Below are 18,468 nucleotides of genomic sequence, written 5' to 3' on the forward strand. Positions count from 1 at the left end.
CATGGTCGGAGTCTAGTGACGAAGTGACCCAAGTCCGTACGTCTGCCGGTCGATCGCGCGTGCGGGCTGCAACCCTGCCCTGCACGCTTCGATCCAACTGGTGTGCGACGGCCCCGAGGAGGGAAAGGCGAAAGCTGCCAGGCAACGCGATTGAAGCGGCGCGGGTGTTGCGCAACCTCAATGGCCTGGATGCTAGCAGGGCGGCCGCGCGACGCTCAAGCAATGCGCACATGCGTTGCGCTAGATGCTGCGCGCATGCGCCTTATCTGTGCCTATGTCTGTGCCGAATGCGCCAACCAGCACCGACGCCAGTGCTGCTCGACCCAGTCGGCACAGCGTTGCGTGGGCACGCCCAGGTATAGCCGCGCTGCGCAGTGATCAGGCGAGCGCAGCGACTGCCGCATGCCGCCCTCACGCCGTCCCCCTGCGGCCGTGACGCGTTTTGCACAGGCAAAACCGCAATGCTTGAGTCCCCTAATGCCGGCATGCCGGCGCACCCGAGACTCTCAATGCGACGTCCAGCAAGCGCGGCCTATGCCAACCCCTCCCGCATCCGCGAGGGGCGCCCGTTCCCGCGTGGCACGCTCTTCGATGGAACAGGCACCAATTTCGCGCTGTTTTCCGCGCATGCCACGCGCGTGGAGCTGTGCCTGTTCGACGAACAAGGCACCGAGACGCGGGTCGATCTGCCCGAATACACCAACGAGATCTGGCACGGCTATCTGCCCGACGTCAAACCGGGCCAGCGCTACGGCTACCGCGTGCATGGCCCGTACGAGCCGACCGAGGGGCATCGCTTCAACCACAACAAGTTGCTGATGGATCCCTATGCGCGCGAGCTGGACGGCGATCTGGTCTGGGCGGACGAACTCTACGGCTACACCGTGGGTCACCCGGATGGCGACCTGAGCTTCGACGAGCGCGACAGTGCGCCCTTCATGCCCAAGTGCGTGGTGGTCGAAGACACCTACGACTGGGAAGACGACGCGCGTTTGCTCAAGCCGTGGAACGAGACGGTGATCTACGAGACCCACGTGCGCGGCTACACCATGCGCAATCCGCAGGTGCCGGAAGCGGTGCGCGGCACGTTTGCCGGCCTGGCGCAGCCGCAGGTGCTGCAGTACATCAAGGAGCTGGGCGTCACCGCCGTCGAGCTGTTGCCGGTGCATGCGTATCTGGACGACCAGCATCTGCTGGACAAGGACCTGCGCAACTACTGGGGCTACAACACCATCGGCTTTTTTGCGCTGAAGTCGCGTTATCTCTCCAGCGGCCACCGCGACGAATTCCGCGACATGGTCAAGGCCATGCACAAGCAGGGCCTGGAAGTGATTCTGGACGTGGTCTACAACCACACCGCCGAAGGCAGCGAGCTGGGCCCGACGCTGTCGTTCAAGGGCATCGACAATGCCAGTTATTACCGGCTTGCCGAAGACAAGCGCTACTACATCAACGATACCGGCACCGGCAACACGCTGAATCTGAGCAATTCGCGGGTAATCCAGATGGTCAACGACTCGCTGCGCTACTGGGCCGGCGAGATGCATGTGGATGGATTCCGCTTCGACCTGGCCACCATCCTGGGGCGCGAGCCGAGCGGTTTCGATCAGCGTGGCGGCTTCCTGGATGCCTGCAACCAGGATCCGCTGCTGACGGAAGTGAAGTTGATTGCCGAGCCGTGGGATTGCGGCCCCGGTGGCTATCAGGTGGGTCATTTCCCACCGGGTTGGTCGGAGTGGAACGACAAGTTCCGCGACAATGCGCGCGAGTTCTGGAAGGGCGAAGAAGGCACGCTCGCCGAGTTTGCCACCCGCTTTACCGGCTCGGCCGATCTGTTCGATCGGCGCGGTCGCCGCCCATGGGCGGCGGTCAACTTCATCACCGCGCATGACGGTTTCACCCTGCGCGATCTGGTGAGCTACAACGAGAAGCACAACATCGCCAACGGCGAGGACAATCGGGACGGTTCGTCCAACGATGGCTCATGCAACTACGGCGAAGAAGGCGATACCGACAACGCCGAGATACTGCAGATTCGCGAGCGGCAGATGAAAAACCTACTCGCCACCTTGCTGCTTTCGCAAGGCACGCCGATGCTGCTGAGCGGCGACGAGCGCGCACAGTCGCAAGGCGGCAACAACAACACCTATTGCCAGGACAACGAGATCACCTGGCTGGATTGGGAAAACGACCCGACCGATGGCCGTTTGACAGAATTCGTCAAGGCGCTCACCGGCTTGCGCAAGCGCTACCCGATCCTGTCGCGCGGTCGCTTTCTCAACGGCCAGTACAACGAAGAGGCCGGCCTGCGCGATCTGACCTGGCTCAATCCCGGCGGCACCGAGATGGACGACGCGCATTGGACCGATGCCGGTGCGCGCTCGGTGGGCCTGCTGCTGGAAGGCAAGGCGCAGACCTCGGGCGTCAAGGAACTGGCCAACGACGACACCTTGCTGATCGTCATCAATGCTTACCACGAAGGGGTGACCTTCACCCTGCCCTCGTCCGATGAACCCGTGCACTGGAAGCTGGTGCTCTCCACCGACGAAGCGTTGGAAGTGGACATGATGCCGGCCGGCGCGAGCGAGTTCCTGGCTCCGCCACGCAGCGTGTCGGTATTCGAGTGCAAGAGCGACCAGTAACGTTGTTCAAGCGGTGTCACACGCTCGCTGTCTGCTGATATCTGGCAGACAGCGAGCTTTTTTGTGCGCTTCAAAAACCCACTATATCAAAGATGCCTGGATCAAAATGGCGGACGTTCAGAGCGGCCAACAAACCTGCTGCTACGTTTTGTTAGCCATTCTCAGCCCCGCTGATACGGTGACGGAAAGCTGATCAAGGCATGCGAGAATATCGGCGATCCGCTCTCTTTGGACACTTTTAAACAAAGCAGCTAAAGATTGGCGCAGCAAACTTTAACCAATCATCGCAATGGCTAACAAAAGCTTTTATCGAATAAACAGACAAACCAAGCAGCGCTCAAACTGGAACAGAGCTTCAACCTGGATAGAGCGGAAACCGCTTGTCCGGATGATTGGCTTTCCATTCCTTGTACGAACTGGTGCCTTCCCAGGCCTTGAAGGCGCGCGGGGTACGGCCACGTCCGGACCAGGTCTCGCCGGAATGCGGAATCCAGTACTTGGCCACGACTTCGCCGGTGGACGATAGCGGGCCTTTGGACTTGCCGGTCATTGCGAGGGACGCGATCTGGCTTTTCTGTTTTGCGTTGAAGCGGCCACCAAACCGGGTCAGCACTTCGACGACCTGGTCGAAGGCTTCCAGCGTCTGGGCATATTTCAGCTGGGCTTCTTCCTGTTCGAGCTTACGCAGCTCTTCCAGCAATTGGGCTTTGGCGGCGGCGGAGGGTGAAGCAGGCGGAACCTGGCGCATTGGCAAAACTGAGGTTGGGCGGATCAACGAGTATTGCCGTTGCGCCGGCTAGCGTAAAGCGCTGTGGCCTACGCGAGTCTGGAAGCGGTCAGCGAGGGCGCAGCAGGGCATGCTCCCGGGCCATGCTCAGCACCGGCCCGATCCGCCCGGCGCGGATCAACTCGCTGCAGTGCTTGCCCACGAACTCGACCCTGGGCGCGGAAAACCACTGCATCACCCGCTCCGGCTCCCCGGCATTGATCGACCACGCGTGGCGCACCGTCTCGCCCAGCTCCTCCACCCCCACCAGGCCCAGCTCTCGAATCTGTTCCGGGTCGAGTGCAAACATCTCCAGCACCCTGCCCGCATCGGCCGGCGTGCCGTAGCCGCTATTCATCTGCCTGGCGGTCCCTGCGCTGTAAGCAACCGATGCGGCGTGTGCGGACTCGGCGCGGCGCATGCCCTTGAGAAGTGCGCCGATGAGTTGAGGATGTGTCGTGGTCATGGTGCTCGCTCGATCATGGCCACAACTATGACCACCATCGGCGATGCGCTCAATCAGGAGGTTCCTGACCATGCGCAAGGAAATCACGAAGCGTGCCATCGGGGTTTTTCAGGCAATCACTTTCTGCAATCGATGTCATTTCGATGTCTGCCTAAACAGGCGTCTTCTAGCGAGCGATACCAAAAGCCAGTACCCGACATCGGGGCCGATTCATGCGTAGAGTCGACCGTCCCAGCGTCACGGTGGAGATTCCCATGTCCAGCCCGGCCACGGTCACAATCGACAACCGCTCCAGCTACACGATCGTGACCCACGTCACCCGGAATTACTGGGTGGAAGGCGACGGCGACTCCATCGATGGCAAAACCATCGAAGCAGACTCGAAACAGACCTATACCGTGAAGGCCAAGACCGCCCACCATGGCGAGTTGGACATCGACCTCATCGATAGCGCGACCTCCACTGTCATCGCGACGCTCAACATCAACAGCATCAAGGACCCGCAGGACGGCAGCGGCCTGGCCGGCACATCGAAAACGGCCACTCTGCAGATAGCGGCAGTTGGCCATCGCAGCTCGCCCGGCGACGAGGATCTGAGACGGATCGACGTCACCCTGGTGGATGTGAGCACCGGCCGGTTGCGTTACAACGACGTCTCCATGAAGGCCTCGCACAACAGTTATCAGCGCGACGAAACCTTGCGCGAGCAGATCACCTGGAACCCGAAAAATCACTACGACTGCGGGTGTGGCGGGTTGGAACTGGATATCGCCCAATCCGACGATGGCCTGGATTGGTCGGTTGGCCACAAGGGTTCCTACGATAAGCACTACCGTCAGCTCTCCGGCTTTTTGAGCGACCTGGCGGTGTGGTCGAAAGAGAATGACGGCCACGACGTGATCACCTTGCACCTGGACCTCAAACACACTGCGACCAAAGACTTCCCTGATCGACTGGATGCGTATCTCAAGGACAGGCTGCCGCGCATCTATACACCTGGCGAACTGATGGGGTCACAAGAGACGCTGGCACTTGGCGCCGAAAGCAATGGCTGGCCCTTCATTGAAGACTTGAAGAACACGTTTCTTGTCTGCGTGACCGGCAACAAGCAGGACAAGCAGACCTATGCGGAGACCGCGCCGAAATCGCGGCTGTGCTTCGCCGACAAAGACACCGATGCCGACGAGAATCCCTCGGATCCTCACCGGGTCTTTTTCAACTTCCACATCTTCCATTCTGATCGCGATCAATGGATGAAGACATTCAAGGCCTGCGTCGGCAGACGCGAGGTCATCATCCGTGCGTATCTAGCCAATAGCGAAGACAACTGGAACGACTGTCTCGACAGCGGTTGTTGCGTGATCGCGACCGACAAGATCAGCGACCACGCCTGGGCATTGGTCGGCGCGCAGCGCTTCGCCAAGCGGGTGCCGTTGTTGTAAGTGAAGGAATTCCCTTACGGCCCCGCTCGTGGTTCCTGACAGCGATGCGCGTGGTTTTCTGGCAGAATCGGCGGCCTGCGGGCTGATGGACCATCGGCGTCGGCCCGCAGGCATGGACGCCAAAAGCGCCAATCAACCAAGGTCAAGGAGGATCACGATTGGGAATGTCATCGATTCGGCACGTGGGCGACTATCAGCTCACCGCGCATGTCACGCCCGGCCAGGGGCAGTTTTCGGCTGAACTGCTGCTCAGCAAATCCGGCGGCATCACCTTGCAGCGATACCGTGTGCCGGGCGATGCGTTCGCCGACCGCATCGCCGCGCATGATCACGCCAGGCAGTGGATGGCGATATGCGAGGTCTCCAGCGATGGGCACGTGCGCTTCGATGCGCATGCCTCGATCAGGGCCGACTTGCAGTAGCCGCCGCCTAAGCAGGCGGGAAGCATCGGGTGAGCCGCTCGTTCCAGAAGGCGAGTTGCTCCAACGTGTGCGACTCGATGGGTTTTTCCACTGTCGACGACGCTTTGCGTTGCGCCACTGTGGCAATCAGCGATGCCGCCAGGCGATCCCAGCACAGTCTGAGCAAGGCCGGTTCGGGATGCGAAGCAAGCATGGCTTCCAGCATCGCCCCTTGCGCGACTCTTGATGCCTGCAATTCGCTCAGCGCATCGGTCACTGCCGTCATCCATTGCTCGGTCAACTGCTCCGTCATTTCCGCACGCGATCCTTTTCAAGATGCACAGGCTATCCGCAATGCACGGGTTTGTACCGGCTGCGCGCAAGATTCGCCAAGACATTACTGAACCGTATGGCGGAGGTTTTGAGCGAACCTCTCAAGCGACTCCTTTTTCATCACCGAGCGCTGCCGACAGTGCGTTGGCAAGATCGGCTTTCACTTGAAGTCGAGACGGCTTTCGACTCGATGAAAGATCTCAGCTGCGAACTTGCCGCCACTAAAACCGATGCCCGGCCTGACGGAGCGAATGACTGAGCTTGTCATCGAGTCAAGATTTCGTGAAATCTGCCGATAACGGATTGAGACACCCCGGCAAGCGCTAGCGAACCAGGCAAGCCGGTCGACGTTGGCAACAACGCCTCAGGTTGCTCGGGCAGGCCAGTCACTCGCCGGCTCCTCCCACTCCTCCGCTTCTTCCCCAGGTCACAGCATGCTACCCACGATCAAGAGCAAATTTATATTGGCATTGTTGGGAACGCTGATTCCGAGCATCCTGCTGTGTCTGTTCCTGCTGAACAGCCTGCACACCTCCAAGAACAATGTCGGCACGCTCTACAATCGCGACTTCACCGGCTCTGCGCTTGCCAGCAGCATCGACGGTCAGCTGACCCGGGTGGATATCAACATCCTGCGCATGATCGCCATCGGCACGCCCGAGCTGATCACGCAATGGAAGCAGGAAAACCAAACGCGCTTCACGCAAGTCGCGGCCAGCATCGTGGAACTCAAGCAGTTGCTGAGCCAGGAAGCCGAGCACACCGCCCAGCTGCAAAAGATCACGGCAAGCTATGCGCTGATGCAAGCGGGGATGCAGCGCCAGATCGAGTTGATCGAAGCAGGCGATATCGCAGGTGGCGCCGAAGTCAATCGGACCCAGGTCAAGGACAACGCCAACGCCACCTTTGCCGGGCTTGCCACCTTGCGTGACGAACTGGCCGCCTCTGCCAAGCTGCGCTATCAGCAGCAACAGGCCACCAACACGCGCGCCATTACCTTGTCGGCGATCGCGTTGGGGTTGATCGCGCTGGCCGGCGTGAGCATCGCGATGCTACTGGGGAACGCGATTTCACGCTCGATCCAGCGGGCAGTTGCCGCCGTCGAGCAGTTGTCGCGCGGCGTGCTCGATGTCGATATCAAGGTCACCGGCAAGGACGAAACCGTGCAGTTGGCCAGTGCGGTCTATCGCATCCGCGATCGCCTGCAAGGCGTCATCGCCGCCCAGCTGGAAATGGCACGCCGGCACGATGCCGGCGAGATCAGCTACCGCATGGACGAAAATGCATTTCCTGGCGAGTTCGGTCACATGGTGCGCGATGCCAACGCCCTGGCCAGTTCGCATATCGCCATGACGATGCGCCTGACACAGATCATCGGACGCTACGCCATCGGCGACCTGTCCGATGAGATGGATCGGCTACCGGGCGAGAAGGCGGTTGTCACCGAGACGATGAATCAGGTCAAACAGAATCTGCAGGCGATCAATCAGGAAATCAGCCGCCTGGCTTCGGCAGCGGCAGCCGGGGACTTCAGCGTGCGTGGCGACACCGAGCGCTTCCAGCATGATTTCCGCGCCATGGTCACCAGCCTCAATGACTTGATGTCCACCGCAGACGGCAACCTGCAATCGCTGTCTGCACTGCTGCAGTCCATCGCCGCAGGCGACCTCACGGCGCGCATGAGCGGCGAGTTCAAGGGCGTGTTCGCGCAGATGCGTGACGACGCCAATACCACCGCCACGCAGCTGGCGGAAATCGTCGGACGCATCCAGCACTCGGCAATCTCCATCAATTCGGCTGCCAGCGAAATCGCCGCCGGCAATCAGGACCTGTCGCACCGTACCGAGCAGCAGGCGGCCAACCTGGAAGAAACCGCCGCCTCGATGGAAGAGCTCACCTCCACCGTTCGCCAGAACGCCGAGCATGCACGCCAGGCCAATCAGCTGGCGATCGGTGCGGCAAGCGTGGCCTCGCAAGGCGGCGAGATCGTGAGCAAGGTCGTGGGCACCATGGCCGGCATCGAAGCTTCGTCCAAGAAGATCGCCGACATCATCAGCGTCATCGACGGCATTTCGTTCCAGACCAATATCCTGGCGCTGAACGCGGCGGTGGAAGCCGCACGCGCCGGCGAACAGGGCCGTGGCTTTGCCGTGGTCGCCTCGGAAGTGCGCACGCTCGCTCAGCGCTCAACCGCAGCTGCGAAGGAGATCAAGGGCTTGATCGACGACTCGGTACAGCGCGTTACCGAAGGCTCCACGCTGGTGCACACCGCCGGCAACACCATGGCCGAGCTTGTGGCCAGCGTGCAGCGCGTAACCGACATCATGGGTGAGATCTCTGCAGCCTCGCAGGAACAGTCGGTCGGCATCGAGCAGGTCAACATCACGGTCACGCAAATGGATGAGACCACCCAACAAAATGCGGCACTGGTGGAAGAAGCCACCGCAGCCGCCCGCTCGATGGAAGAACAGGCCGGTCAGCTCACCGAAGCGGTTGCGGTGTTCAAGATTGCGCAGACGAGCACGCACAGCGCGCGTTCGGCACCAACCGCATCATCAAAGCCCAGCCTGGTCAGCGGCCGAACAGTAGCACCGGTCAAAGCCGCTACCCGCCAAGCGTCTGCACCGAAGAAACTGGCTGCCACTGCCTCCGGTGACGGGAGTAACTGGCAGGAATTCTAAGCCTCGATCGCATTCAAAGACCCGGCAATGCCGGGTTTTTTTTGCCTCATCAAGGCACGTCCAGACATGTACGTGCAGGTTGTCCATGCGCCTGATCGTCTTCATTGGACGCGCTCCCAACTGGTAGGCGACCGAGCGTCTACGTAATCGCCCCACGCTTAAATTCATAACGCGCTGGCGAGCCGCTCGATGCCCGAATGTTGCGCTGTCTACGCAATACTCAGCGTCGCCCATGCGAGCAAGGCGTACCGGGTGGTCTTGGCGATCGCAACCAGCGGCAGGAACACGCGCAGCGGCTCGCGCATGACGCCCGCCGCAAGTGTCAACGGGTCGCCGATGATCGGCATCCAGCTCAGCAGCAGCGACCATTTGCCGTATTTTCCATACCACGCCTGGGCGCGCAGCAATGCAGCCGCTTTGATCGGAAACCAGCGCTTTGCCTGAAAGCGCAACACCTCGCGCCCAAGCCACCAGTTGATCAGCGAGCCGAGCACGTTGCCGATGCTCGCAGCAGCCACGAGCCCCAACGCAGAATCGCCGCGCAACAGCAGCGCCACCAATGCCGTCTCCGACTGCGCAGGGAGCAAGGTGGCTGCGATAAGCGCAAGCGCGAGAAGCGAGAGATACGTCATTGGCTACGTTGCGCGTGTTGTGATGGTGCAGAAAGTCGGGCGATGCATCCGGCGCAACATCTGCGCGACGATAAACGCCAATGCGACATGGCGCGGCGTTATCACTTGACCGGCTTTCGCCGCTTGCTCTGGTCGTCAGGAAACACTCTGGCGCACAGAAAGTCGACAAACGCCCGCACCTTCGGCGAAGAATGCTTGCTTGCCGGCCAAAGCACGTGGAACGCGCCGCTGCGCCGCACGTGCTCGGCCAACACGGGAAGCAGGCGCCCGTCTGCCAGCAGGTCGCGGATAGCGAAATCCGGCAGGCAGGCTATTCCCAGTCCTTGCACTGCGAAGCACACCCGCGTTTCGATGTTGTTGCAGATCATCGAGGTGGGAAGTACCAGTTCGCCGCTGTTGCGCCGCGTATGCAGTGGCCAGGCTTCCAGTTTTCCCGAGTTGGGATAACGGTAATGCAGGCAGGCATGCTGCAGCAGATCGACCGGCACACGCGGAGTGCCGCGCTGCGCGAGATACTCGGGCGCCGCCACCAGCATCATCTGGAAGCCACCGAGACGCCTGGCCGAAAGGCGCGAATCGCTCGGCTCGCCGGTTCTCACCACCGCATCGAACCCTTCCTCGATCACGTCGACCATCCGGTCGCTGAAATCCAGATCCAGTTCGATCTCGGGATAGTGGCGCATGAAGTCACCCAGCACCGGCAATACCAACGCACTGACCAGCGGCAGGCTCACCCGCAAGCGCCCGCGCGGCGCGGCGGTGGCTTGCGAAAGCTCCAGTTGCGCTGCTTCGATCTCGGCGAGGATGCGGCGGCTACGCTCCAGGAACAACGTGCCTTCGGCTGTCAGCGTGACGCTGCGCGTGCTGCGATGAAACAGCCGCACGCCGAGTTTTTCCTCCAACCGCACCACGCGCTTGCCGACCGCAGACGCCGACACGCCCAACAAGCGGCCAGCCGCGACGAAGCTGCGCGTTTCGGCAACCTGCACGAACACCACGAACCCGCTCAGGCTCTCCACCACGCTCCTCCATTGCGGATGCTTGGTTCCGCACAACGCGGAACTCTACCCCAGTTTTTCTTTAATCGAAGGCTGTCTACGCTGCCTGCACTGTCTCTCGACCGACCACGCTCATGACAACACTGCTCTCTACGCCGCGCATCGCCAGGCCGCCCGCACTGCTGGCCAGCAACATCCAGACGGTCGTTCAGCACGCCCTGGACGATCGACGGCTGGTGGGAGCGGTCGTCCTGGTCGCCCGCAATGGGGAGCTGATCCACCGACAGGCCGCTGGCTGGGCAGACCGGGAAAGCCGTCGCGCAATGCGTGTGGATGCGCTCTTTCGGTTGTCATCGGTCAGCAAACCCATCATTTCAACCGCCGCGCTGGTGCTGGTCGCGCAAGGGCGCCTGGATCTGGATGCAGGCGTCGATCGCTGGCTGCCCGAGTTCCAGCCACGGCTGGCCGATGGCCTTCCCGCATGCATCACGGCGCGTCAACTGCTCAGCCATACCGCCGGCCTTGGCTATCGCTTTCTTGAAGCAGACGCCAATGGTCCTTATGCAGTCGCAGGCGTCTCCGACGGCATGGATGCCGCTGACATCACCCTGGAAGAAAACCTGCGCCGCATTGCCAGCGTGCCGCTGCTTTATGCGCCGGGCACGGCCTGGGGCTACTCGCTGGCAACCGACGTGCTGGGTACGTTGATTGCGCGTGTGTACGGCGCCCCGTTGAACGAGGCGGTGCGCGCGTTGGTGACCGGACCGCTGGGCATGGCGGACACCGATTTCGTCACCTCCGAAACGCAGCGTGTGGCGACCGCCTATGTCAATGCAGCGCCACAGCCGCATCGCCTGGCAGAAGCAGAAACCGTCTCGGCCTTCGAAGGTGCGATCGGCATCCGTTACAGCCCCGCCCGCATCTTCGATCCGCAGGCATTTGCCTCTGGCGGCGCCGGCATGGTGGGCACCGCCGAGGATTTTCTGGGTCTGCTCGAAACATTGCGCGATGGCAATGGCGAGCTGCTGCCTAGCCCGTTGATCGAGGAGATGGCGAGCGATCAGACCGGAGGCGCTGCGCTGCAGGATCTGCCAGGGCTTGGCTTCGGGCTGGGGTTCTCGGTCTTGCGCGACCCCGCGCTCGCCGCATCGCCGGAATCGGTGGGCACCTGGCGCTGGGGTGGCGCATATGGCCACTCGTGGTTCGTTGACAGGGCGCTAGGCCTGAGCGTGGTCGCCTTCACCAACACCTTATACGAAGGCATGTCGGGCAGCTTCGTCACCGATCTGCGCGATGCGGTGTATGCCTGCCTGGAAGCAAGGCAATGAGCTCGACTGCGAAAGGCCGCCTGCCACTGGCACCCTTGCTCGCGCTTGCCATGGCCGCCTTTGTCACCATCCTCACCGAGGCCCTGCCGGCGGGTCTGCTGCCGCAGATGGCAGATGGCTTAGCGGTCTCCGAAGCCTGGGTCGGTCAGACCGTCACCCTCTATGCCCTCGGTTCCTTGTTGGCAGCGATACTATTGACGATCGCCACCCAGGGCATTGCCCGTCGCCCGCTGCTGCTGGCGGCCATCGCCGGCTTCGCCATCGCCAACACGATCACCACGCTGTCCAGCAGCTATGCGCTGACGATGGTGGTGCGCTTTCTGGCAGGCGTCTCGGCCGGATTGTTGTGGGCGTTGCTGGCCGGCTATGCCGCGCGCATGGTGCCCGAACATCAGAAAGGCAGCGCCATCGCGATCGCCATGGTTGGCACACCGCTGGCGTTGTCGCTGGGCGTGCCGGCCGGCGCGTTCCTTGGCAGCCTGGTGAGCTGGCGTGTGTGCTTCGGCATCATGAGCGTCTTGGCTGTGATCCTGATGCTGTGGGTGCGCCTGCAGGTGCCGGATTTCGCAGGGCAGGCGCAAGGCAAGCAGCAACGTCTGGCGCACGTGTTGAGGTTGCCCGGCATTCGGCCGGTGCTGTTGGTGGTGCTGGCTTTCGTGTTGGCTCACAACATTCTCTACACCTACATCGCCTCGTTCCTGGCGGAGGCCGGCATGGCGCAACGCACCGATCTGGTGTTGCTGGTCTTCGGTGGCGCCTCGCTGATCGGCATCTGGATCGTGGGCGTACTGATCGACCGCCATCTACGCGCTCTGACGCTGACCAGCACGCTGCTGTTCTGTGCGGCGGCATTGGCACTGGGCCTGGCCGGCACGTCTCCCACGATCGTCTACATCGCGGTCGGCGTCTGGGGGCTTGCCTTCGGCGGCAGCGCGACGTTGTTTCAGACAGCGCTCGCCAAATCGGCGGGAGACGAGGCCGATGTGGCTCAATCCATGTTGGTGACCGCATGGAATACCGCCATCGCCAGCGGCGGCCTTCTCGGAGGCGTGCTGCTCGACCAGCTCGGCGTTGGAGCGTTCCCGCCTGCGTTGCTGGTGCTGCTTGCCGCAACGCTGATGGTGACGTGGATGGCCAAGCGGCATGGCTTTGCGGCATCAAACGATGAAAGCGACGTGTCGCGGCCGGCTACCGTCGGAAGACAGGCATAAACGCTGGAAGTAGGGAGCCAATGCCACTGCGCAGCACTGCTTGCGCAGTAAAGACGCATCGAATTGCGGCGCGCACTGAGGATTGCGGAGCGGGCAGATGTGCCGAAGCGCTTGGCTCGACAGCAAGCCTCTGCTGGGGCATGGTCCATCCGACCTTGCATCGCCAAGGCCTGGGAACGGATTTGCTCTTGGCTCGGCTCGAAGCCTTGCGCTTAACGCCGAACATCCAGCGAGTCGTGTTGGACACCAGCCAACACACTCAAGCGTTTTATGCCCGCTTCGGGTTTGTCGCACAGCACGTTGTGCGAGATGGCTATGGTGCAGGCTTGGACCGGTGGGACATGGCCCTGGAGTGCTGAGCACTCAACGCAGCATCAAATAGATGTTCGTGAGCAGTGACTACGGGCAAGCTGATTTTCAGCAAAACTTCGTTCCATCGTGGACGGCCTGGCGAAGCTTGCGTTGCATGGTGCGTTTGAATGAAGCACAGGACTCTTTGTCAATCGCGTTGATCAAAAGTCGAGCGCGCGAGTTCAACCGCACTACGATTTTTCTGCACCCATTTTGCCAGCACCTCCAAGGGTGCTTTGAGCGAAAGACCGAGGGGTGTCAATTCGTATTCGACTTTCGGCGAAACCGTCGCGAATGCGGTTCGCTTTACCAGACCGTCCCGTTCGAGTCCGCGTAGCGTCAACGTCAGCATGCGATGAGAAACGCCGGGGACGGCTCGCTGAAGTGCGTTAAACCGCATCGCACCACCCGAAAGCATGCCAACGACCATCACCGTCCACTTGTCGCCCACGCGATCCAGGATGTTGCCTAACGCTTTGCAAGTGTCAGCATCGGGGCCGTGAATCAAAGGATTTTCCGTGTTCATGAGGGAGCTTCTCCTGTCTTCGTAACGCACATGGCTGTGCCTACGAACAGCCATGTGCGTTCTTGCAATCTACCGAAGCCCGGACCACATTGCACGAACATTTTGTTCGTAGGAAGTTGGTCATGAAGATCGGTGTCAGCGGAGCAGGCGGGCAGCTTGGGCGAGCAGTTCTGCAAGAAATTACCGCGCGTCATCCGGAGGTAGATCTGGTCGGCATTTCCCGCTCTCCAGACGCGCTACCGGCAGAAGTTGAAGCACGGCAAGGCGATTACGATCGCCCCGAGACCCTACCCCGTGGCTACGCAGGCCTGGATCAGCTGTTACTCATTCCTAGCTCCGATCTGCGTCGGGGTGTCCGTGCAGCCCAGAACATCGCAGCGATTGATGCGGCCATTGCCGCAGGCGTCAAGCACATTGTGCTGCTGTCTGCGCTCGGCACCCGGCAGCAGGAAGAGCCTGCCGTCGGTGCGTCCTACTGGGTCGGCGAGCAGCACCTCATCAAGAACGCGCCGTCCTGGACCATTTTGCGCTTGAGCTACTACGCCGAGGCATTCGCCCAAGAGGCACAGGCATCGGCGGCGTCGGGGGCTCTTGTGGGGCTTGGTGAGAGCCGGGTTTCCTACGTTTCAAGAGGCGACATCGCTGCTGCAGCCGCTGGTGTCCTGACCAGCGAGGGACACACAGGGGCCATTTATGCGATGACAGGGCCTGAGCGACTGACCAGTGCACAGAGGTCTGCCGCTGCGACGTCCTTCGCCGGTAAGCATGTAGGTTTTGCCGTAGTAACCGAAACGCAACTGCGGGAGGGCATGAAGCAATCTGGTCTGCCGGAAGAAGTGGTGGACGCGGTCATCAGCATCCAGCGCGACTTCGTGAGCGGCGCATTTGACGTAGTGACCGGCGATGTCGAACACCTCTCTGGCCATGTTCCCAAGACGCTGGAGCAGGTTCTGCATGCTCTTTCGACAGGGACACTGCCAGCATGACCGCACTGAAGATTGACCTATATACCGAGATCTCGTGCCCGTGGTGCATCATCGGAATGCACAGGCTCGACAAGGTGCTTGCCGAACGCTTCCCCGACCTTGCTGTCGACATCACCCATCATCCGGTGATTCTGATGCCTGAGTGTCCTCCAGAAGGCGTGCGCATCGTCGATCTGCTGAAGTCTCGCTACGGCGTCACCGATCCTGCCGCAACGTGGACGCGACCTCATGCCGAAGCACGGATGTCGGGCCTGGACCTGGATCTGTTTCGTCAACCGTTCGCCTACCCCACGCTGGATGCGCATACGCTGATCCGCCTGGCGCGTGCACGTGGCACCCAGCACGCACTTGCCGTTGCGATTTCCAACGCGTATTTCATGGATGCACGCGATATATCCGATGCAAAAGTGCTTGCCGAGATCGCAACCCGATATGGCTTCACACACGATGAGGTGACCCATCTGCTGGCCGATGCGCAAGCGCGGGCACAGACGCAGCTAGAGGTCGAGCGCGCGTTCGCGGCTGGAGTGCAGTCGGTTCCGCACGTCATCTTCGACGAGCGATTGGCCCTGATCGGCGGGCGCAGCGAAAATGAGCTTGCGCAGGCCATCGCAATGACGCGAGAGGCGGCGTTTCGATGATCATCGAGCGTAAGATCCAGCAGTCAAACTTCGTATTTTTCGGTGGATCTACCGGCATGGGCCTGGCCACTGCCGTAGAGATCGCACGCCGCGCAGGCAATGTTCTCACCGTTGGCCGCAGCGAGGCAGCAGGCCAGGCTGCCGTCACACGATTGCTGGCCGAAGGAGCGGCATCGGCTGAGTTCCTACAGGCCGATGTGTCAACGCTTGATGGAATGGCCGCTGCCGCGCAGGGCGTCAAGGCCTGGCGCGCAGAACTGCATGGCCTCGTGCACACGGCCATGTCGGCGTCGGTCGGCAAGCAGATCACCGTAGACGGTCTGGAGTTCGCCTTCGCGCTGCAGTATCTGGCGCGTGCCGTCCTGAATCGCCTGCTGGCCGAGAATCTGGCACGTTCCGGAGATGGCCGGGTGGTGTTGGTGTCCGGCAACGTGCCGGCATTCTTCATGCCGCCTCTGGACGACCTACAGTTCGAGCGGCGCAAATGGGCGCATATGAAATCGGTCATGGGAACGCACCTGCTTGGACACCTTCATATCCAGGAAGCAAGCCAGCGGTGGAAGGATCTGCCCATCACGCTCACTGCAATCTGCGTTGGACCCACCAAGACCAAGGTGATGAGCGATCCCAGAATGCCGTTGTTGATGCGGATAATGGGACGCTTCGGAACCACCCCGGAAGCATCGGCGGTGAACATCGTTCGAGCGCTCACAGTCAGTTCCGCCGCCCAGATTGACGGTTCCAAATTGCCAAAGCCCAAGGCCTTTGTCGCCGAGCGCATCGATCTGGATACAACGCTGGCAACCAAGCTATGGTCGATCACCTCGGAAATCGCGAGCCGACGGGCAATTGCACTCCCTTGAATGACGTGATGTAGCGCCGTGAGAATTTGGTCTGAGCTGCGCTATGTCAGACCGCTCTAGATCCAAGCAATGGAAGTTTCTGTAGAAGGTTCTTCAGTTCGATGGCATCCCAGGGCAGATGCTCTGCGATGCCCAATCCCACGATGTCCACCGCGCCAGCGACATCCTGAATCAGCCGCAGGACCTGCGGTATGGTCATCTTTCCCTGGGGAATGCCGTCGAACTGGCCCGGGGCTGCATCGGGGCGAGAGAAATACAGGGCGCGAAACTTGGTCGCATCAAGCACGTCAAGGTCGAGATGGATCGCGACGTGCTTTGCACCGATGTCTTTCAGCCAGCGCATCACCGGTTCGCTTGTGGTGGCCAGCGCGTCTGAGCCAGCTTTGCGCAGACCGTGTTTTTTGATGAAGTCCGTTTCCATCTCGCTTGTCTCCTGCAACCCCGCATACATGATGTTTTGCGGCTTGATGGGCTCCTTCACCTGAGCGGCCAGTTCCGGATCACCCAGCCCCATCAGGTTGCGCAGCACCATCGCATGGGCGTTCTGGAATTCCGCCGGGGTCAACACGTCCGGATGGGCGTCAACCCACAACACAGCAAGCTCGCCGTCGTATCTTTCGTTGAGGTAGGAGAACGGCACCAGATCAACCGCGCAATCCCCCCCAAGCACGACGATTCGGTCGGGGGAATGTTTTTCGATGAGGCGCCGGGCAGATGCCGCTTGGCCCAAAATCGCGGAGCGCCCCAGGATGCCATTTTGCAGCGGCTGTTCCGTGCCATCCGGTGCGACTACGTCGACCGTTTCTTCCGGACCCTCTGCTTTCGGACCCAACCATGCAAGGAGCTGCGAGCCGAAATGGTAGGCGTCAAGGTTGCCGCCCTGCCACTGGGGAAAGTTGAGGCGCAGGGTCGTGCTCGAGAATGTGGTCATCGTAATGCTCCTAAGCGGATTGGGACTGGATCAAACAAAAAGGCTATCTACTCATGATTTGCGTGCCCGCCACAGAAGCACTGCGCTCAGCGCCACGGCTGCCGACGCCAGCCAGAACGTGGTGGCTAGCCCGCTGTGGTCGACAACGAAACCGCCGGCACCCGAGCCCAGTGCAATGGCGGTCTGGCAGGTAAACGTGAATACCGCAGCGGTGGATTCACCATCAGACTCGGAGGCGGCGCGATTCCATGCGTTTAGGCAGACCGGTAGCGCACCCCACGCCATGCCCCAGATCACCAGCAGCACCATCTCGGTGGGCGCTGACGAAACCATCAATGGCATGCACAACAGCGGCACCAGCAGTATCAACTTTGCAGAAAGCAGCGTCGCCTCCATCCGCTTGGCCAGGAAGTGGCTCGCCACGAAGTTCGACACGAATCCAGCAAAGCCGTAAGCAAACAGCAGGAGCGTGATATCGGCGGCACTGATATTCGCCTGCTGCAGCAGCGGCGCAACGTAGGTGTATGCGCCGAAGTGTGCAGCAAACATCAGCGCGATCATCAACATGCTCAGCTTGGTTGCAGACGGACGTGCGGCGTTTAACAACGCGGCAAACTGAAAGCGCCCCTGCGCTGGAACCGAGGGCAATGAGAACGCCTGTAGCAGCATCGCCAATGTTGCGATACCGCCGGCTGCAAGGAATGCGCCGCGCCATGAGTAATGGGCGGCAACCAGGTTGCCCAGTGGCACGCCCAGGATCATGGCAGCGGTGACCCCGGCGAATACCGCAGCCGACGCCTTCTGGCTTTTCGCGGCAGGCACCAAACGAACGGCAACCGCCAGAGCCATCGCCCAGAAGGCACCCAGACTCATCCCGACCAGCGCCCGCCCGATCAACAAGATGGCAAAGGATGTAGCAAATGCCGAGAGCAGGCACGACACCAGCAGAATCGCTGACAGCAGCAGCACGATCCTCTTACGGTCACTGCGCCCGGCGACAAGCATGATGCCCGGTGCGGACAATGCCGCTAGCACGCCGGGCAACGTCATCATCAGGCCAGCACTTCCCGAAGAAATTCCGAAGCTTCGCGCAATCTCTGGCAGCAGCCCGACAGGCAGGAACTCCGCTGTCACGGTGGCGAACGAGCCAATAGCCAGTGACATAACGGCAAGCCAGGCACGGAAGGTGTTCCGTGCGGTGTCTCCATCATGATTGTCGTGGGTGGTGGAAATGCTTTTCATGCGGTCTATTCGTAGCTGATCGTTGATC

General features: G+C 61.1%; 18 protein-coding genes. 10 read left to right on the forward strand and 8 right to left on the reverse strand.

Annotation, left to right across the window (positions count from 1 at the left end; genetic code table 11):
• Nucleotides 1–509 precede the first annotated feature (509 nt).
• Nucleotides 510–2,642 carry a glycogen debranching protein GlgX gene (gene glgX, locus NYR97_RS02540; RefSeq protein ID WP_316696555.1) on the forward strand — a complete coding sequence of 711 codons (2,133 nt, stop codon included), beginning with the start codon at nt 510–512 and terminating at the stop codon, nt 2,640–2,642.
• Between the two features lie 355 nt (nt 2,643–2,997).
• Here the strand turns inward: glgX and NYR97_RS02545 are convergent, their stop codons facing one another.
• The gene (locus NYR97_RS02545; protein ID WP_205393972.1) at nt 2,998–3,390 is read right to left on the reverse strand and encodes an H-NS histone family protein; all 393 of its coding nucleotides are present in this window, start codon (nt 3,388–3,390) and stop codon (nt 2,998–3,000) included.
• Between the two features lie 88 nt (nt 3,391–3,478).
• Complete coding sequence (locus NYR97_RS02550; RefSeq protein ID WP_205393971.1) at nt 3,479–3,874, reverse strand: hypothetical protein; 396 nt, start codon at nt 3,872–3,874, stop codon at nt 3,479–3,481.
• A gap of 332 nt (nt 3,875–4,206) precedes the next feature.
• Here NYR97_RS02550 and NYR97_RS02555 point away from each other — a divergent pair, with 332 nt between their 5' ends.
• Both NYR97_RS02555 and NYR97_RS02560 read left to right on the forward strand, forming a co-directional pair.
• Entirely contained in the window at nt 4,207–5,316 is a 1,110-nt protein-coding gene (locus NYR97_RS02555; protein ID WP_316696557.1) for a PI-PLC domain-containing protein, read from the forward strand.
• A gap of 164 nt (nt 5,317–5,480) precedes the next feature.
• On the forward strand, nt 5,481–5,738 hold the full coding sequence (locus NYR97_RS02560; RefSeq protein WP_205393969.1) for a hypothetical protein: 258 nt from the start codon (nt 5,481–5,483) through the stop codon (nt 5,736–5,738).
• Between the two features lie 7 nt (nt 5,739–5,745).
• Here the strand turns inward: NYR97_RS02560 and NYR97_RS02565 are convergent, their stop codons facing one another.
• Nucleotides 5,746–6,018 (reverse strand): hypothetical protein, encoded by a 273-nt coding sequence (locus NYR97_RS02565; RefSeq protein WP_308677045.1) that lies wholly within the window; start codon nt 6,016–6,018, stop codon nt 5,746–5,748.
• A gap of 466 nt (nt 6,019–6,484) precedes the next feature.
• Here NYR97_RS02565 and NYR97_RS02570 point away from each other — a divergent pair, with 466 nt between their 5' ends.
• Complete coding sequence (locus tag NYR97_RS02570; protein ID WP_210763034.1) at nt 6,485–8,731, forward strand: methyl-accepting chemotaxis protein; 2,247 nt, start codon at nt 6,485–6,487, stop codon at nt 8,729–8,731.
• Nucleotides 8,732–8,940: 209 nt separating this feature from the next.
• Here NYR97_RS02570 and NYR97_RS02575 read toward each other — a convergent pair whose 3' ends face one another.
• Both NYR97_RS02575 and NYR97_RS02580 read right to left on the reverse strand, forming a co-directional pair.
• Nucleotides 8,941–9,363: a YqaA family protein gene (locus tag NYR97_RS02575; protein ID WP_316696562.1), complete on the reverse strand. Its 423-nt coding sequence runs from the start codon at nt 9,361–9,363 to the stop codon at nt 8,941–8,943.
• A 101-nt stretch (nt 9,364–9,464) separates the two neighbouring features.
• Nucleotides 9,465–10,382, reverse strand: coding sequence for a LysR family transcriptional regulator (locus tag NYR97_RS02580; RefSeq protein ID WP_316696564.1), 918 nt, complete (start codon nt 10,380–10,382; stop codon nt 9,465–9,467).
• Between the two features lie 113 nt (nt 10,383–10,495).
• Here NYR97_RS02580 and NYR97_RS02585 point away from each other — a divergent pair, with 113 nt between their 5' ends.
• From NYR97_RS02585 to NYR97_RS02595, 3 genes are read left to right on the forward strand one after another with little or no spacing between them, the layout of a single operon-like run.
• On the forward strand, nt 10,496–11,689 hold the full coding sequence (locus NYR97_RS02585) for a serine hydrolase domain-containing protein (RefSeq protein WP_316696566.1): 1,194 nt from the start codon (nt 10,496–10,498) through the stop codon (nt 11,687–11,689).
• A complete protein-coding gene (locus tag NYR97_RS02590; RefSeq protein ID WP_316696568.1) occupies nt 11,686–12,900 on the forward strand; it encodes an MFS transporter in 1,215 nt (404 codons plus the stop codon). Before NYR97_RS02585 ends, NYR97_RS02590 begins: the two co-directional genes overlap by 4 nt.
• 20 nt (nt 12,901–12,920) lie before the next feature.
• Entirely contained in the window at nt 12,921–13,259 is a 339-nt protein-coding gene (locus NYR97_RS02595; RefSeq protein WP_316696570.1) for a GNAT family N-acetyltransferase, read from the forward strand.
• 140 nt (nt 13,260–13,399) lie between these two features.
• Here the strand turns inward: NYR97_RS02595 and NYR97_RS02600 are convergent, their stop codons facing one another.
• The gene (locus tag NYR97_RS02600; protein ID WP_316696572.1) at nt 13,400–13,777 is read right to left on the reverse strand and encodes a winged helix-turn-helix transcriptional regulator; all 378 of its coding nucleotides are present in this window, start codon (nt 13,775–13,777) and stop codon (nt 13,400–13,402) included.
• A 122-nt stretch (nt 13,778–13,899) separates the two neighbouring features.
• Between NYR97_RS02600 and NYR97_RS02605 the strand changes: the two genes are divergently transcribed.
• From NYR97_RS02605 to NYR97_RS02615, 3 genes are read left to right on the forward strand one after another with little or no spacing between them, the layout of a single operon-like run.
• Complete coding sequence (locus NYR97_RS02605; RefSeq protein ID WP_316696574.1) at nt 13,900–14,763, forward strand: NAD(P)H-binding protein; 864 nt, start codon at nt 13,900–13,902, stop codon at nt 14,761–14,763.
• Entirely contained in the window at nt 14,760–15,404 is a 645-nt protein-coding gene (locus NYR97_RS02610) for a DsbA family oxidoreductase (RefSeq protein ID WP_316696575.1), read from the forward strand. The genes NYR97_RS02605 and NYR97_RS02610 overlap by 4 nt, the downstream gene beginning before the upstream one ends.
• Nucleotides 15,401–16,267 carry an SDR family NAD(P)-dependent oxidoreductase gene (locus NYR97_RS02615; protein ID WP_316696576.1) on the forward strand — a complete coding sequence of 289 codons (867 nt, stop codon included), beginning with the start codon at nt 15,401–15,403 and terminating at the stop codon, nt 16,265–16,267. The genes NYR97_RS02610 and NYR97_RS02615 overlap by 4 nt, the downstream gene beginning before the upstream one ends.
• Nucleotides 16,268–16,313: 46 nt before the next feature.
• Here NYR97_RS02615 and NYR97_RS02620 read toward each other — a convergent pair whose 3' ends face one another.
• Nucleotides 16,314–17,198 (reverse strand): arginase family protein, encoded by an 885-nt coding sequence (locus NYR97_RS02620; protein ID WP_316696577.1) that lies wholly within the window; start codon nt 17,196–17,198, stop codon nt 16,314–16,316.
• Nucleotides 17,199–17,249: 51 nt separating this feature from the next.
• Complete coding sequence (locus tag NYR97_RS02625; RefSeq protein WP_316696578.1) at nt 17,250–18,440, reverse strand: MFS transporter; 1,191 nt, start codon at nt 18,438–18,440, stop codon at nt 17,250–17,252.
• Nucleotides 18,441–18,468 lie beyond the last annotated feature (28 nt).

Origin of the sequence: Xanthomonas hydrangeae, from assembly GCF_032697525.1 — a bacterium.
Taxonomy (GTDB): domain Bacteria; phylum Pseudomonadota; class Gammaproteobacteria; order Xanthomonadales; family Xanthomonadaceae; genus Xanthomonas; species Xanthomonas hydrangeae.